The organism is Cobetia sp. 5-25-4-2 (assembly GCF_013374075.1).
GTDB lineage: Bacteria > Pseudomonadota > Gammaproteobacteria > Pseudomonadales > Halomonadaceae > Cobetia > Cobetia marina.
The window spans coordinates 676,558-690,690 of sequence record NZ_BLWK01000001.1 but is presented as its reverse complement, the minus strand read 5'-3'; the positions used below and the strand labels follow the sequence as shown (position 1 = coordinate 690,690).

General features: G+C 63.2%; 12 protein-coding genes. 7 read left to right on the top strand and 5 right to left on the bottom strand.

Features of this window, described 5'->3' with window-relative positions; genetic code table 11:
* Positions 1–37: 37 nt before the first annotated feature.
* Positions 38–1,225 (top strand): ABC transporter substrate-binding protein, encoded by a 1,188-nt coding sequence (locus HXS65_RS03015; protein WP_255303024.1) that lies wholly within the window; start codon positions 38–40, stop codon positions 1,223–1,225.
* Positions 1,226–1,341: 116 nt separating this feature from the next.
* On the opposite strand, the gene HXS65_RS03010 is transcribed toward HXS65_RS03015, so the two are convergent.
* From HXS65_RS03010 to HXS65_RS03000, 3 genes are all read right to left on the bottom strand, one after another.
* Entirely contained in the window at positions 1,342–2,637 is a 1,296-nt protein-coding gene (locus tag HXS65_RS03010; RefSeq protein WP_176493047.1) for an MFS transporter, read from the bottom strand.
* Positions 2,634–3,470: an alpha/beta fold hydrolase gene (locus HXS65_RS03005; protein ID WP_176493046.1), complete on the bottom strand. Its 837-nt coding sequence runs from the start codon at positions 3,468–3,470 to the stop codon at positions 2,634–2,636. The genes HXS65_RS03010 and HXS65_RS03005 overlap by 4 nt, the downstream gene beginning before the upstream one ends.
* Before the next feature lie 148 nt (positions 3,471–3,618).
* Positions 3,619–4,527: a LysR substrate-binding domain-containing protein gene (locus HXS65_RS03000; protein WP_077372772.1), complete on the bottom strand. Its 909-nt coding sequence runs from the start codon at positions 4,525–4,527 to the stop codon at positions 3,619–3,621.
* Between the two features lie 168 nt (positions 4,528–4,695).
* Here HXS65_RS03000 and HXS65_RS02995 point away from each other — a divergent pair, with 168 nt between their 5' ends.
* The 3 genes from HXS65_RS02995 to HXS65_RS02985 all read left to right on the top strand — a co-directional run bounded on the left by HXS65_RS02995 (position 4,696) and on the right by HXS65_RS02985 (position 8,223).
* Entirely contained in the window at positions 4,696–5,748 is a 1,053-nt protein-coding gene (locus HXS65_RS02995) for a YeiH family protein (protein WP_255304396.1), read from the top strand.
* Positions 5,749–5,926: 178 nt separating this feature from the next.
* On the top strand, positions 5,927–6,193 hold the full coding sequence (locus HXS65_RS02990; RefSeq protein WP_077372769.1) for a GrxA family glutaredoxin: 267 nt from the start codon (positions 5,927–5,929) through the stop codon (positions 6,191–6,193).
* Positions 6,194–6,468: 275 nt separating this feature from the next.
* Positions 6,469–8,223, top strand: a complete 1,755-nt coding sequence (locus tag HXS65_RS02985) for a monovalent cation:proton antiporter-2 (CPA2) family protein (RefSeq protein ID WP_176493045.1) — start codon at positions 6,469–6,471, stop codon at positions 8,221–8,223.
* A 92-nt stretch (positions 8,224–8,315) separates the two neighbouring features.
* Here HXS65_RS02985 and HXS65_RS02980 read toward each other — a convergent pair whose 3' ends face one another.
* Positions 8,316–9,182 (bottom strand): DMT family transporter, encoded by an 867-nt coding sequence (locus tag HXS65_RS02980; protein ID WP_169477155.1) that lies wholly within the window; start codon positions 9,180–9,182, stop codon positions 8,316–8,318.
* Between the two features lie 149 nt (positions 9,183–9,331).
* Between HXS65_RS02980 and HXS65_RS02975 the strand changes: the two genes are divergently transcribed.
* A complete protein-coding gene (locus HXS65_RS02975; RefSeq protein ID WP_077372760.1) occupies positions 9,332–10,102 on the top strand; it encodes a DUF1338 family protein in 771 nt (256 codons plus the stop codon).
* A 364-nt stretch (positions 10,103–10,466) separates the two neighbouring features.
* On the opposite strand, the gene nhaD is transcribed toward HXS65_RS02975, so the two are convergent.
* Positions 10,467–11,774, bottom strand: coding sequence for a sodium:proton antiporter NhaD (nhaD, locus tag HXS65_RS02970; RefSeq protein WP_077373243.1), 1,308 nt, complete (start codon positions 11,772–11,774; stop codon positions 10,467–10,469).
* 274 nt (positions 11,775–12,048) lie between these two features.
* Here nhaD and HXS65_RS02965 point away from each other — a divergent pair, with 274 nt between their 5' ends.
* Positions 12,049–12,951 (top strand): acyltransferase, encoded by a 903-nt coding sequence (locus HXS65_RS02965; RefSeq protein ID WP_176493044.1) that lies wholly within the window; start codon positions 12,049–12,051, stop codon positions 12,949–12,951.
* Positions 12,938–13,888, top strand: a complete 951-nt coding sequence (locus tag HXS65_RS02960; RefSeq protein WP_255304395.1) for a LysM peptidoglycan-binding domain-containing protein — start codon at positions 12,938–12,940, stop codon at positions 13,886–13,888. Before HXS65_RS02965 ends, HXS65_RS02960 begins: the two co-directional genes overlap by 14 nt.
* Positions 13,889–14,133 lie beyond the last annotated feature (245 nt).

The following is a 14,133-nucleotide window of genomic DNA, read 5'->3' as shown; positions in this document are numbered from 1 at the left end:
ACGGCCTCACATTCTCGACACCACAAGGAATACCGCCATGCCATTCTCGCCATCGGCGATCCGCCGTTCCGGCAAGCTGTCCTGCCTCTTCGCGACGCTGCTGACAACCCTCAGCCTGAGCACCTTCGCCCTGTCAGCCGAGACTGGCGCCAGCGCCGAGCCCCAGGCCCCGACCGCCAGTGACAGTGCAGCGGCAGCGGTCACCAAGACCGGGCAGGACGGTGCCACCCTCGAGCCAGACGCTTCTGCCAAGCAGGCTGCCGAGACCGAGCAACAGACCCGCCCCGCCGCTGGCGATGTGCAGGACCCGCAAGCGGCCGCCACCGATGCCAAGCCCCTCACGCACCTCAAGGTCATGCTCGACTGGTACACCAATCCCGGCCACGGGCCGCTGGTGCTGGCTCAGGAACTGGGCCTGTTCAAGCAACATGGTCTGGACGTCGAGCTGATAGCTCCGGCAGACCCCAGCGTCCCCCCCAAGCTTGCCGCAGCGGAGCGCGTCGACATCGCCATCAGCTATCAGCCCCAGCTGCACCTGCAGGTGGATCAAGGGCTGCCGCTGGTGCGCATCGGCACGCTGGTGGCCACCCCGCTCAACGTGGTGGTCGTGCGCGCAGACAGTGACATCCAGTCGATGGCCGACCTCAAGGGCAAGCGTGTCGGCTATTCCGTCGGTGGCGTGGAGGAAGTCCTGCTGTCCACCATGCTCCAGAACAGCGGCCTGACACTGGATGACATCACCCTGACCAACGTCAACTTCTCGCTGACGCCGTCACTGCTGACCCGCAAGGTCGACGCCGTCACCGGGGCATTCCGCAACTTCGAACTCGCCCAGATGGCACAGGAAGGCGTCAAGGGCCGCGCCTTCTACATCGAGGAAGAAGGCGTGCCGACGTATGACGAACTGATCTTCGTCGCCAACAGCGACAGCTATTCTCGCAAGCACGAGCAGTACGCCGCCTTCCTGTCCGCCGTCGGTGAAGCCACCGCCTGGATGATCAACCACCCTGACAAGGGCTGGAAGCTGTTCCGCGAGTCCGACCCGGCACTCGATACCGCGCTCAACAAGAAAGCCTGGTATGCCACCTTGCCGCGCTTCGCCCTGCGTCCGGCCGCACTGGATGCCGGCCGCTACCGTGACTTCGAGAACTTCCTGTACGAGCGCGGCATGATCAAGCAGCGCCAGTCACTCGACCACCTGGCCATCGACGTCAACGCGCCCTGAATAGACGGCCGATGACAGACACGACGACGCCCTGCCGGTTTCCCGACAGGGCGTCGTTTGCTTTCTGCCAGATGACGCGAGGATGCCCCCGCCCCTTGCCTCCAGAGACCTTCCTGTCAGCGCCTGCCATCCACCGGACTGCCGGCTGACGCCCGCCTGGCCAGACGCCGCGCCAGCCACGCCATCAGCACAGGCTGGATCACCAGCGCGACCACCAGCACCGCCACGAGCAGTGGCATGCCCTCAAGGGCGCCACCCGGCGAGCTGACCAGCAGCGCCGCCCCGAGATAACTGCCCGCGGCAGAACTCAGGTGCTGAACGGCGCTCTGGGTGCTGGTGAAGGCGGCCCGCTCGTGCTCGGCAGGAATGAAGCTGTTGAGCGTGTTCTGTGCCACCCGCCGCGCCGAGGAGAACAGCATGTAGGCACCAAACCCCACCCACACCAGCGACGGCCCCGGCGAATGAAGCAGGAAGGCCCAGCCCACCAGCGCCGTCAGCAGACAGGTAATGGTGCCGGGCCAGACACTGCCGAAGCGATCACACAGCCGCCCGGTCAGCTGCATGCCCACCAGCGACAGTCCGCCTCCGATCATGTAGAGCCCGCCGAGATCCTCGCGAGGCAGATCGAGATTGAACAGCAGATAGCTGGAGAGATTGGGAATCACCAGGAAGTTGCTGAACATCGCGGTGGCGATCAGCGCCAGCCCGAGCCGGTGATTCGGCTGCGCGAGAATGGTGGCGATGGAGGTACCGGCGCGACTGCGAGGATTGTCCAGATGCCCCCGGATCGGCGGCAGCACCCAGGCCAGCAACCCGCAGACCAGCAACGCCAGCAGCGCGACGGCCCGGAATGGCGCCTGCCAGCCAAAGCCTTCGGACAACCACAGCGCGAAGGGCAGCCCCAGCACCGAGGCCACCGAGAAGGCCCCCATCACCATCCCCATGGCACGCCCACGCCGGATTCCCGGCACGACATCGATCACGATGGCCAGTGCCGTGGCCGCCGCCGGCCCACCGAACAGCCCGCCCAGCATGCGCGCGGCCAGCAGCGTCTCGAATCCGGTGGCGAAGCTCGCGATCAGATGACACAGCGCGGCACCGAACAGAAAGCCCAGCACGGCCCAGCGACGATCGAAACGATCCGCATGCCGCGTCCACAGCAAGGTACCCACCGCCGCTGCCAGCGGGTAGCTGCCGACGATGTAGCCCAGGTGGTCCAGCGGAATGTCCAGCGACTGCGCGAAATCCGGCCCCAATGCCATCACCATGGTGAAGCCCATGATGACGGCGAACTGCAGCAGCGTGACCAGCGCGATCACCAGACGCTCGTGACGCGTCACCGGTATCGTGCCGTCTTCGTCAGGCACGCGGGGCGCCGCCAGCGGCGCAGGCGCATGACGTGAGCTGCTCAAGCGCGTGCGACGCGTTCAAGAAACGTCTCGACGGCCTGCTGGAACTCGCTTGCTCGCTCGGCATGCAGCCAGTGGCCGGCATCCAGCGAGGCATCTTCCAGGCGCGGGAAGTGCTCGCGCATTGCCTGGAGCCCGTCGGCCTGCACGTAACTGGAACGTTCGCCCCACAGCAGCAGGGCCGGCAGTTCCACCTCGCCGTGTGCCTGAGGCGCCTCGACGATCTGGGGGTAACCCGCCGCGATGTGATCGAGCCCGACTCGCCAGCCCATGCTGCCGTCCTCATCGCGCACCAGGTTGGTGGCGAGGAACTGACGGATAACCGGCGTTTCCACATGGCGTGCCATCACGTTGTCAGCGTCCTTGCGCGAGGCAGGACGCGCCTCACGCACGGCCTCGAAGGCAGCGAATATCTCATCGTGCCCGTGTCCATAGGCGATGGGCGCGATATCCGCCACCACGAGACTGCGCAGTCGTTCAGGTGCCTGCAGTGCGACCTGCATGGCCACCTTGCCCCCCATGGAGTGCCCCATGAGATCACAGGTGGGGATATCGAGCTGATCGAGCAGAGCGATCACGTCAGCGGCCTGCTCCGGGTAGCTCATGCCCGCCACATGCGGGCTGCGACCATGATTGCGCAGATCCACCGCGATGACGCGACGCGACTGCGACCAGAACTTGATATGCGAGCGCCAGTTGTCCGCGCTCCCGAACAGACCATGCAGAATCACCAGCGGCGTCGCATCCTGCTCACCCGCCTCATTGCCCTGTGCTGCTTCACGGGCATCACTCTCGTTGTAGAAAAGCTCGACCGTCGTGCTTGTCGCAGTGCTCATCATCATCTCCATGGACGCTAGACAGACCCTCAGACGCTCCCGACCCTCACGCATCGCCCGCGATGGCACGCGCCAGTGCGAAGCGGCAACCTCGTGGCCGAGTGTCAGAAAACGCTCATGTTAGCAGACTATCAAGCCGCCGCGCGGCTCACCGCGGACTGGCTTCCAGATAGACCTTGACCGCCTGCCACAGGGGGCTTCGATAGCGCTCCGGATGCCAGAGCATGGAAAAATGCCGCTTGAGGTTGAGCTGGGGCGTCTCCAGCACGACCAGCTCCCCGCGGGACAGCTCCGCATCCACAGACAGGCGTGAAAGGCAGCCCAGCCCGAGGCCGGCAAATACAGCCTGCTTGATGGCCTCATGCTGCCCCAGCTCCATGCGCACCTTGAGACGCTCGATTCGCCCATGCAGTGCACGTTCGAAGACCGCCCGCGTGCCCGACCCTCCCTCGCGCAGAATCCAGTCGGCATTGGCCAGATCCTCGTCATCGAGTGCCGTTGCACGTATCGCCAGCGGGTGGGACGGCGGCGCCACCACCACCAGTTCATCCTCACGCCAGGTCTGGCTCATCAGGCGTGGCGCGTGACAATCCCCTTCGATCAGCCCCAGCTCGGCATCGTAGTTGAGCACCGCCTCCACCACCTGATGGGTATTGCGCAGGCGCAGGTTGAGCTCGGTCCCGGGGTTTTCACGCATGAAGGCCCCTGCCAGGCCGGGCAACAGCCAGGTCCCGATGGTCGCGCTGGCGGCGATTTCCAGCTCGCCTCGCAGGAACCCCTCCTCCAGCCCGGGCTCACGGGCCTCCAGCTCCAGTGCATGGGTCTGTTCCAGCAGCTGTTCGGCACGCGCCAGCAGACGACGGCCATTGGCATTGAGGGCCAACCGTCGCCCGAGCCGCTCGAACAGCGCGACGTCAAGATGGCGCTCCAGCTCTGAAAGCGCCTGGCTCGCCGCCGATTGCGAAAGCCCTATCTCTCGGGCGGCACCACTGACCGAGCCCTGGCGAGTCACGGCGACGAAGACCTGTAATTGGCGCAGGGTGATATGGATCTGCATATCGGTTTTTCCGGTAAGTGGTAAAGGAATAATCGACTAACTGCCCAATAATATTCCTGCATAAACTATTCATCAAACCAGAAGCACTAAGCATGCAACGCCCTCACAAGCACTCAAGACCTTCACGCGACAAGACCTGACCCGACACGCCCACCAAGGAGAAAGCCAATGGACGCACAGACGCTGACTGCCCCCCCTGTCACGGAACGGCTGCGCCGAATGGTGCCGGGACTCGCGCTGTGCGGCGGGCTGACACTGGCGGGGCTGGGGCTGCACGCCATTCCGACCCTCGCCGCGACCGGCGTCAGTCCGCTGGTCTTCGCGCTGCTGTGCGGCATCGTGGTCGGCAACCTGCCCATCACCAGCCGCCATGCCCGGGTACTGGCACCAGGGCTGCATGTCGCGACCAAGAAGCTGCTGCGACTCGGCATCATCCTGTTCGGACTGTCGATCACCTTGCAGCAGATTCTCGGCCTGGGGTGGAGCGTGGTCGTGCTGGATGTCATCGTCATCGCCGCCGTGTTGAGCTGCGGCTATTTCCTGGGCACGCGCTGGCTGGGCCTGGATCGCGATACCGCCTTGCTGACCAGTGCCGGCTCTGCCATCTGCGGCGCCGCGGCCGTGCTGGCGACGGAATCCATGATCAAGGCACGCCCGGCAGCCACCGCCATGGCCGTGGCCACGGTGGTACTGTTCGGCTCGCTGGCCATGCTGGCCTACCCCTTGCTCTACCCGCTGACCGGCATGCATGAGGGGCTGTTCGGCATCTACATCGGCTCGACCATTCACGAGGTCGCTCAGGTCGTGGCGGCAGGTGAGGCGGTAGGTCCGGACGCCCTGGCCAATGCCCTGATCGTCAAGCTGATGCGCGTGATGATGTTGGTCCCCTTCCTGCTCCTGCTGCCCAAGCTGTGGGCCATGCGCAGCCGCAGCGAGGGGGATGACCGTGATGCCGGCGGCAGCATGACCATTCCCTGGTTCGCCCTCGGTTTCATCGCCATGGCCGGGATCAACAGCACCGGCGAGATTCCTGCCGCCCTGCACGCCAACCTGTCCGTGCTGGGGAGCGTCGCCCTGACCATGGCGATGGCGGGACTCGGGGTCGAGACACGCATGGATCGCCTGCGCTCACTGGGCATGAAGCCCTTCCTGCTGGCACTGATCCTGTTCGTGTTGCTCATGGTCGGCGGCTTCGGGGCCAACCTGCTGTTGATGGGGTGATACACGTCGGCAATGATTGAGTGTCGCAATCACCCAATTAGCGCCGCTCAATTGGCAAACCCGGTGAGGCTCAAGCACAATGGCATCCATCCATTGACTCACCGGTTCTGCCGGAAGCCCACGAACATCACGTCACAGTGGGCTTGACGAGTATCACGTACCCTCCAAGGAGAATCTCATGCTGGCAGTCATCTTCGGTCGTCCGGGTTGCCCGTTCTGCGTCCGCGCCAAGGAACTCGCGGAAGAACTTACCGCCAAGCGCGATGATTTCGATTTCCGTTACATCGACATCCACGCCGAGGGCATCACCAAGGCCGACATGGAAAAGACCATCGGCAAGCCGGTGGAAACCGTGCCGCAGATCTTCGTCGATCAGACCCACATCGGTGGCTTCACCGAGTTCAACCAGTACGTCCAGGACGAGGCACTGATGCCGCAGGCCTGATCATCGCCTCGACTTCTGTCTGATCCTGAAAAGCCCTCGCCCATGGCGGGGGCTTTTTTTTTGCAGCCGGCATGCCAGTTGCTCAGCTGATGCCTTGGCACGCGCGCCGTCAATCAAGGGGCAAGCTTCCCACCTCTCGCCAGTGCCTTGACTCGTGCCTCCCTCAGGGCAGCCACTCACGGCAACGGGAAAGTACGCAGCGGAGCGCTTGCGGCGCTTGCAAGCTGCGGCGACAATTCGCCTTTCTTCGCACGTAGCTGGACAAGGAAGCAAACATGAACATGTTGATGGAAGGCGCCGTGCTGCTGGGCTGCGCCGTGGTTGCCGTGCCGCTCTTTCAGCGCCTGGGGCTGGGGTCCATCCTGGGGTATCTGGCGATCGGGGTGCTGCTGGGGCCGTCATTGATCGGCTTCATCTCGGAACCGACCGAGGTGCTGCACTTTGCGGAGTTCGGCGTGGTCATGCTGCTGTTCATGATCGGACTGGAACTCGAACCCAAGCGCCTGTGGGACATGCGCCTCAAGCTTGCCGGGCTTGGCAGCGCACAGATGCTGCTATGCGGAGCGCTGCTGACGCCCGTCGGGTTATGGCTGGGCCTTGAACTGCCGGCCGCCGCCTTGCTGGGCCTGATTCTGGCGCTGTCCTCTACCGCCTTTGCGCTGCAGGTGCTCAGCGAGAATCAACAACTGGCGACACCCCATGGCCAGTCAACCTTCGCCATCCTGCTGTTCCAGGACCTGGCCGTGATTCCGCTGCTGGCGCTGCTGCCGCTGTTCGCCGACAACTTCGACGCCTCCACCGGCTCCGGCTGGGCCGGTGTCGCCAAGGGCATCGGCATGGTGGCGGCGGTCATCATCGTTGGCCGCTTCGTCGTTCCGCGCCTGTTGAAGATGGTGGCACGCAGCGAGATCCACGAGATCTTCACTGCCGCGGCACTGTTCGTGGTGATCAGTACCGCTCTGCTGATGGAATGGGTCGGGCTTTCCATGGCACTGGGGGCCTTCCTCGCCGGGGTGCTGCTGGCGGATACCGTCTATCGCCACGAGCTCGAAGCCAACATCGACCCCTTCAAGGGCCTGCTGCTGGGGCTGTTCTTCATGGCGGTCGGGATGTCGGTGGACGTCTCGCTGGTCATGGAACGCCCGCTGACGGTGCTGGGCCTGACACTGGCGCTGATGGTCGGCAAGGTGCTGGTCATCACGCTGGTGGGCCGCGTCGCACGCCTGAAGCTTGCCGAGGCACTGCCACTGGCCGCCGTACTGGCTCAGGGCGGAGAATTCGACTTCGTGTTGCTGACCGCTGGCATGGCCGCTGGCATCTTCGATCAGACGCTTACCAGTCTGGTCATCAGCGCCGTGACGCTGTCCATGGCCGCTACGCCCTTCCTGTATCGCTATGCGCGCAAGTTCGGTGCCGCGCGCGAAGCCAAGCGTCCCTACGATGAAGACTTCGGCCAGGAGGCGCCGCCGGTATTGATTGCCGGTTTCGGACGTTTCGGTCAGATGAGCGCGCGCATTCTCAAGACCCAGGGCATCAATTTCACCGCCCTCGACCCCAACATCACCCAGGTCGAGTTCGTGCGTCAGTTCGGCTCGCGCATCTTCTACGCCGACGCCAGCCGATCGGAGCTGCTGCGAGCGGCTGGCGCCGAGCACGCACAGATCATGCTGGTGGCGGTCGATGACGCCAGGATGACCACCCAGATCGTGCGTACCGTTCGACAACAGTTCCCGCAGCTCAAGCTGTTCGTGCGGGCCCGCAATCGCCACCATGCCTGGGAGCTGATGGAGCTGGGCGTGGAACACGTGATCCGCGAGACCTACGCCAGCAGCCTGGAAATGGGCAACGAACTGCTGGTTGCCATGGGCTATCCAAGCGCACGTGCCGCCGAAGTGGTCCGCGCCTTCCGCGAGATGGATGACACCATGCTCAAGAGCGATTTCGAGAACCGCCATGACCCCGAGGCGCTGGTCACCAGCGCCAAGAGCGCCATGGAAGAGCTCAAGCGCCTGTTCCAGACCAAGGGCTGATGTCCACTCTCGCCAGCTGCTGTCGCTCCAGAACCGAAAACGCCGCCCTCTCGGGGCGGCGTTTTCGGTTCTGGCATCCACTGGCGTGCCATTCAGCTGCGAGTCACGGCTCCCCCGCGCAGGCGAGCGCGCCACTGCGGCCCGAAGAGATAGGCACACAGGCCCACGACGATGAAGAGCGCCCCCGCCAGCACGCGGCTGGAGACTATCTCGCCATTCAGGGCAGCGCCGAGACTCATGGCGAATATCGGCGTGATCAGAGTGGCCAATGCCACGGTACTGGCGGACAGGCGTGCCAGCACGAAGTAATAGCACAGATACCCGATCAACGAGCCGAAGATACCCAGGTAGACGATCGCCCCCAGCGGGCGCTGTGTCGGCCATGCCTGCGGCACACCATCGACCAGCAGGGCCGCGAGAAGATAGAGCGGAAGCGAGACGAGCAGCGCGCCCTCGGTCTGCACCAGCGGATGAAGCCCTGCTCGCTCTCGCTGGACCAGCACGCCGGAAGCGGCAAAGCAGTTGACCGCCAGCAACATGGTCACCACCCCCTTCCAGCTGCCCGGTGGTAGCGCCAGCGAGTCCGAGACGGCGATGGCCAGTCCGCCCAATGCCAATGCGAAACCTAACCATTGCAGCTTGTCAAGAGGCGCACTTTTCAACCACCAGCGCGCGTAAAGTCCTGATAGCAGAGGAGCTAAGCCGAAAAGTAACGACATGATACCGCTTGGTAACCAACCGGCAGCAATATAGGCGAAGTACATCCCACCCCATATCCCCAGTGCAGCCGCCACGTAGCTGCGAATTGCCACGCGACCGAAATCCATTTTCAGCCCGAGCATGCGTAACAATGGGTAACCGATACATGCGGCAATTAACATTCTCCCCATGGCAGACCAGGCCGGCAGCCACCCGGAAGCACTCCATGAAATCGCCAGCGGTGTGGTTGACCACACCATGAGAACCACGCAATACGCCACCAGCACTGGCATTTTCACACTCCGAACAGTCGGTCAGAAAAAAAGGACAATGTCGTTGAATGGCCTTATCTGGCAGGTACCTATAATCGCTCCAGCACAGGGTGCCGATATCCCGTCAAGGAGGCTTCATGCAACGCGAGGAATTTCTACAACAGCTATGGCTGGACTTCGTTCACCGCCATCCGGATATCGGAGCGCTGGACATCTGGCCGGATGGCATCAGGCCCGAATATCTGATGTTCGTGACACTGGATCAGGGGCCATTTCGCAGCGAGAAACTGCGTCCCAGCCTCTATCATCAGGGCTATCGACGCGTGAAGCAGTACGCCATGGCCGACCGTGGCCTACTGGTGGATCTGCTGCTGCCGCCGGATGGCGGCTCGGCAGTCATGCTGGCCGAACTTCAGGCCAATAGCCTGCCTCCCCTTCACCGAGACCTGCTGAAGACGCTCATCAGCCAGAGTCACCGTGACGACTGCAAGGGACAGAACCTGCTGGCGCCGTGCCGCCCATGGGACATGCCGGACTGGCCCACCTTCGAGCGTCTGCTGGAAGCCAACCCGCTGGCGGCATGGCTATCGGTGATGGGCCCGCGCCTGCATCACGTGGGCTTCAACGCCGACGAGCTGGGAGAAACGCTTGAAGCTGTCTGCGAAGGCATGCTGATGCACGGCATGTCGCCGCAGAGCGGGCGCCACCATGCCGTACTCCCCATCAACCCCAAGCTGCAATACCACTACTATCCCGCGCACGCACAACGCATGGTATTCGCCGAAGGTGATGAGCACATGGTGGTGCTGGGAGGGCTGGCCCTGCTGGCGACGGCCGACAGTGGCCAGCATCAGCGTGCCGCCGAGCAACTGCTGCCAGAGCACACGCTCTGCCAGCTGAGTGCCTGACGGACAAGATTCACGAGCCAGATTCGCAAGCAGTAGTGCCGCACCGCCCCTGACGCCTCTGGCGCCAGGGGCGTTTTCATTGGCAAGCCATGTCATGACTCACCGCCATGGGGCTCCCCTCGCGAGCCACTGGCTGTCGTGCGCCATGCTCGGGTGCCCCATGAGGTCTGCTGGTGGCTCAGAGCCGTAATACGTTGGTCGCAAGCAGGTTATCAACAGAAGCTGTGGAAAAAGCTGTGAAGAATCTCTGTACATCCACTCATCGGCTTCGCGATCTGGCGACCGATGTCAGATTGATCAAAAATTCACCACTTCACCGCTGAGCGCCTGACTGTCACGGAAAAAGCCTCCGAAACCACCTCGCCTAGCGCAGCAATGAGCCCAGTGACGTGAGCGCCACTCCCAGGTCCATCGGCGTGTCGGTGACCTGGCCCCCCAGCCAGTAGGCGCCGACGTATCCGACGCTGTACGCCAGCAGCAGCGCCGGGAAGAAGCGCAGGTAGCTCATGAAGGTCACCTCGCGCACCTTGGAGAGCGCAATCACTCCAGCGGCCGACCCGATGATCAGCAGTGATCCGCCCACGCCAGCGGCGTAGGTCAGCGCCAACCACTCAGCATCGTTCATGCCGACATCCGCCTTGAGCACCGCAGCCGTCAACGGCACGTTGTCGACCAATGCCGACAACAGGCCGATCAGATAATTGGCCTGCATGGCAGGCATCACGTCATAGAGCTGTGCCAGCCCTTCCAGCAGGCGGGCTTCCTTGAGCGCTCCCACCATCAGCAGGATGCCGAGGAAGAATAGCAGAGTGTCGAATTCAATTATCCTGATGTAATCAAGAATTCTGCGCTCTTCGCTGTCACTGCGTCGCTCGGCCACATGCCCGAGCAGGAACATGATCGACATCCCGAACAGGAAGGTCAGCAAGGGCGGGATACCGAACAGCACGTTCAGGCCCAGCGTGGAGAGGATGGTGGCGAGAAACAGCCAGGCCACGAAGCGGTCCAGACGCCGGGTGGGACGGCGTTCACGCGACAGATGGACTTCTCCCCCAAGCCCGGGCAGCAGCAGCGTCGCCAGCAGCATCACGCTGACGAAGGCCGGGATGGCCAGCAGCATCAGCTCACTGATACGCACCTTGTCGGCGAGGAAGATCATCAGTGTGGTCACATCACCGGTGATCAACGCCACCCCGCCGGAATTGACGGCAAACACCGCCAGCACCGCGAAACGCAGCGTCTTCTTCGGCGGCAATCCCAGAGACAGCACCAGCGTCAACGACACCAGCGTAGCGGTGATGTTGTCGGCCAGAGAGGAGAAGGCAAAGGCGAAGGTGCCGGTCAGATACAGCAGGCCTCGCTCACCGATGCGGCCCGGCAGCAATCGATAGATGAGATTGGCGATCAGTCCCTTGGCATTGAGAAACGCCACGAAGGTCATCGCCGCCATCAGAAACAGCCACAAGGTGGCGATTTCCAGCAGATTCTCGTTGAGCGACTCACCGACGTCATCGACTCCCAACGCACCGGGGCCGAAGATGAACAGCAGCAACCAGCTGAACGTCCCCAGCAACAAGGTCGTCTTGGCCTTGTTGAGATGAATCACGTCCTCGATGGCGATCAACACGAAGGCCCCGATCGCCAGCCCCACCAACACTCCCTGCAACCACATGTCGCTCTGCTCCCTGAAAGGGCGTCCATCTCGTGAGAGGACGTCGAGTGGCGGTGCATGCTCACGACGATGGCCGAGTGCCATGTCCGGCCTTCCCTTGCACCGGCCGACAGGAAAGTCGGCGCGCGAATGACACCACAGCTCACGAACCGCCACCATTCGACATCAGATGCGTACGGTTTGCGCAACGTCGAGTTGCTGTCCTCCACGCAAGCGGGGTGGGTTTCCTGTCACGGGTGAATTAGGATGGCGCGATCTGCTGAAGGAGTCGTTCATGTCGAGTATCAGAGGCGTCATCAGCCTGTTGTTTCTGATCATCAATACTCTGTTCTGGTCGGTACCGCTGTACCTGCTGGCATTGCTCAAGCTGCTCAGCCCGTCCCGTCGTCTGCAGCTTCATCTTCTCGAAGGGCTGAACCGTCTCGCCATGGGGTGGATCGGCACCAACAATCTGTGGATTCGCGCCTGGATACGCCCCCATTGGCAGGTCAACGTGCCGGACGCCCTGAAGGATGGCTCCGCCAGGCGACGCTGGTGGCTGGTGATCTCCAACCACCGCAGCTGGACGGATATCTTCGTGCTGCAGTATGCATTGCATCATCGCACGCCCATGCCCAAGTTCTTTCTCAAGCGCGAGTTGATCTGGGTCCCCGTCATCGGCCTGGCCTGGTGGGCGCTGGAGTTCCCCTTCATGCGCCGCTACAGCAGGGAACGGCTGGCCAATGACCCGCGCCTGGCGGAACGCGACCGTGCCGCGACACGCCGCATCTGTGAGCGAGCGGGCCAGTCGCCCATGTCGATCTTCAACTTCGTGGAAGGCACGCGCTTCACGTCAGGCAAGCATGATCAACAGCAAAGCCCGTACACTCATCTGCTCAGGCCGCGCGCCGGCGGCAGCGCTCAGGTGATCAGCATTCTCGGCGACCGCCTGTCAGGCATACTCGACGCCACGCTGGACTATCGTCACGCCAGCGCGAGCTTCTGGGAGTTTCTGTGTGGCAAGGGGGGAGATATCCATCTGGATATCGTGCAACGCCCGGTGGAACCCTGGATGCTGAACGGGGATTATCACGCGGACGCTGCCTACCGCGAACGGTTTCAGCAATGGCTCAATCAGGTCTGGAAGGACAAGGATGCCCGACTGTCACGTGCAGGACACGACATTGAACAACTCTGACATGCCCCACGAGCCGCTGGGCGCTGTGCGCCTGACCGTGGGCGCCATCTCGACATTTCTCCACAGGACATCTCGCGCGCCGCTGCGGCGACTGGCGTGGCTGAGCCTGGCACTGTGGCTGACAGGCTGCGCCACCGGCAGCTACTCCGGCTCACCGGCAGGCCAATGGATCACGATCCAGAAGGGCGACACCCTGGGGCAGATCGCACGCGACGCTGACATTCCCCTGTTGCGCCTCACCCGCTTCAACCCCGGCGTCAAGATCCGTGACCTCAAGGTCGGGCAGCGCATCCTGGTGCCCACCGCGCGTGAGCGTGCCCCCTCCGGTGGCCCCTATCGCTATCAGCTGCGCCCCGGGGACACCTACTCGAAGATAGGCCGTTACTTCGGAGCCAATCCTCAGCGCATCCAGACCGCCAATCCGGGGCTTCCCCCCAATGACCTGAAAGTCGGCACCCTGATCTCGGTTCCCCTCAATGGTGGCCCCAGCCGAAGCGCTTCCAATGCGCGTGCCAGCGGCGGCAGTCTCGTGGCACGCCCGGATCCGGGTCCGCTGAAGAAACCGCGTCAATCGTGGCGCTGGCCTGCCGCCGGCGAAGTCATCAGCGAATTCGGCACCAACCGCAATGGCCAACTGGCCCCGATGCGGATTCGCACGGCCAGCAATGGGGTCGCCAGCGCGCCGGCCAGCGGGGAAGTCCGCTTTGCCGACAACATGCGGCAATTGGGCAATGTGGTCATCCTTCACCATTCAGGCAATCTGCAGAGCGTATTGGCGCAGTGCGGAGAGATACTGGTCAAGGTCGGTCAGCAGGTCACGCCGGGCACCCCGCTGTGTCGCGTGGCACGTCGCAATGACGGTCAGCCTGAACTGCTCTTCGACGTGCGCCATGGCGGCAAGCCGATCAATCCACGCGAGCTGCTCGAGAAACGCTGAAACTGGGGCTGCCGGCCTCACTGGCGAGCCCTTTAGGGGCTCGCCTTGCCAAACGAGCGTCGGGCATGCCTCGCCCACGGCGTCCTTCATGCCGCGCCTGTCGCCCCCGCGTCAGTTTCGGCCAGCGTGATTGATCTTTGAGCTGTGACCTGTGACCTGTGACCGCCTTGAATCCGCTGCCTCCTGGCAGCATTGCCTGCTGGAGATTGCCCGCTGGAGTGACCGCGGCTGCAACGACACCTGCG

Excerpts from the sequence above, each read along its gene's own strand:
- HXS65_RS03015 (WP_255303024.1), top strand. The coding sequence starts at position 38 with ATGCCATTCTCGCCATCGGCGATCCGCCGTTCCGGCAAGCTGTCCTGC.
- HXS65_RS03005 (WP_176493046.1), bottom strand. The coding sequence starts at position 3,470 with ATGAGCACTGCGACAAGCACGACGGTCGAGCTTTTCTACAACGAGAGT.
- HXS65_RS03000 (WP_077372772.1), bottom strand. The coding sequence starts at position 4,527 with ATGCAGATCCATATCACCCTGCGCCAATTACAGGTCTTCGTCGCCGTG.
- HXS65_RS02995 (WP_255304396.1), top strand. The coding sequence starts at position 4,696 with ATGGACGCACAGACGCTGACTGCCCCCCCTGTCACGGAACGGCTGCGC.
- HXS65_RS02990 (WP_077372769.1), top strand. The coding sequence starts at position 5,927 with ATGCTGGCAGTCATCTTCGGTCGTCCGGGTTGCCCGTTCTGCGTCCGC.
- HXS65_RS02985 (WP_176493045.1), top strand. The coding sequence starts at position 6,469 with ATGAACATGTTGATGGAAGGCGCCGTGCTGCTGGGCTGCGCCGTGGTT.
- HXS65_RS02980 (WP_169477155.1), bottom strand. The coding sequence starts at position 9,182 with ATGGTGTGGTCAACCACACCGCTGGCGATTTCATGGAGTGCTTCCGGG.
- HXS65_RS02975 (WP_077372760.1), top strand. The coding sequence starts at position 9,332 with ATGCAACGCGAGGAATTTCTACAACAGCTATGGCTGGACTTCGTTCAC.
- nhaD (WP_077373243.1), bottom strand. The coding sequence starts at position 11,774 with ATGTGGTTGCAGGGAGTGTTGGTGGGGCTGGCGATCGGGGCCTTCGTG.
- HXS65_RS02965 (WP_176493044.1), top strand. The coding sequence starts at position 12,049 with ATGTCGAGTATCAGAGGCGTCATCAGCCTGTTGTTTCTGATCATCAAT.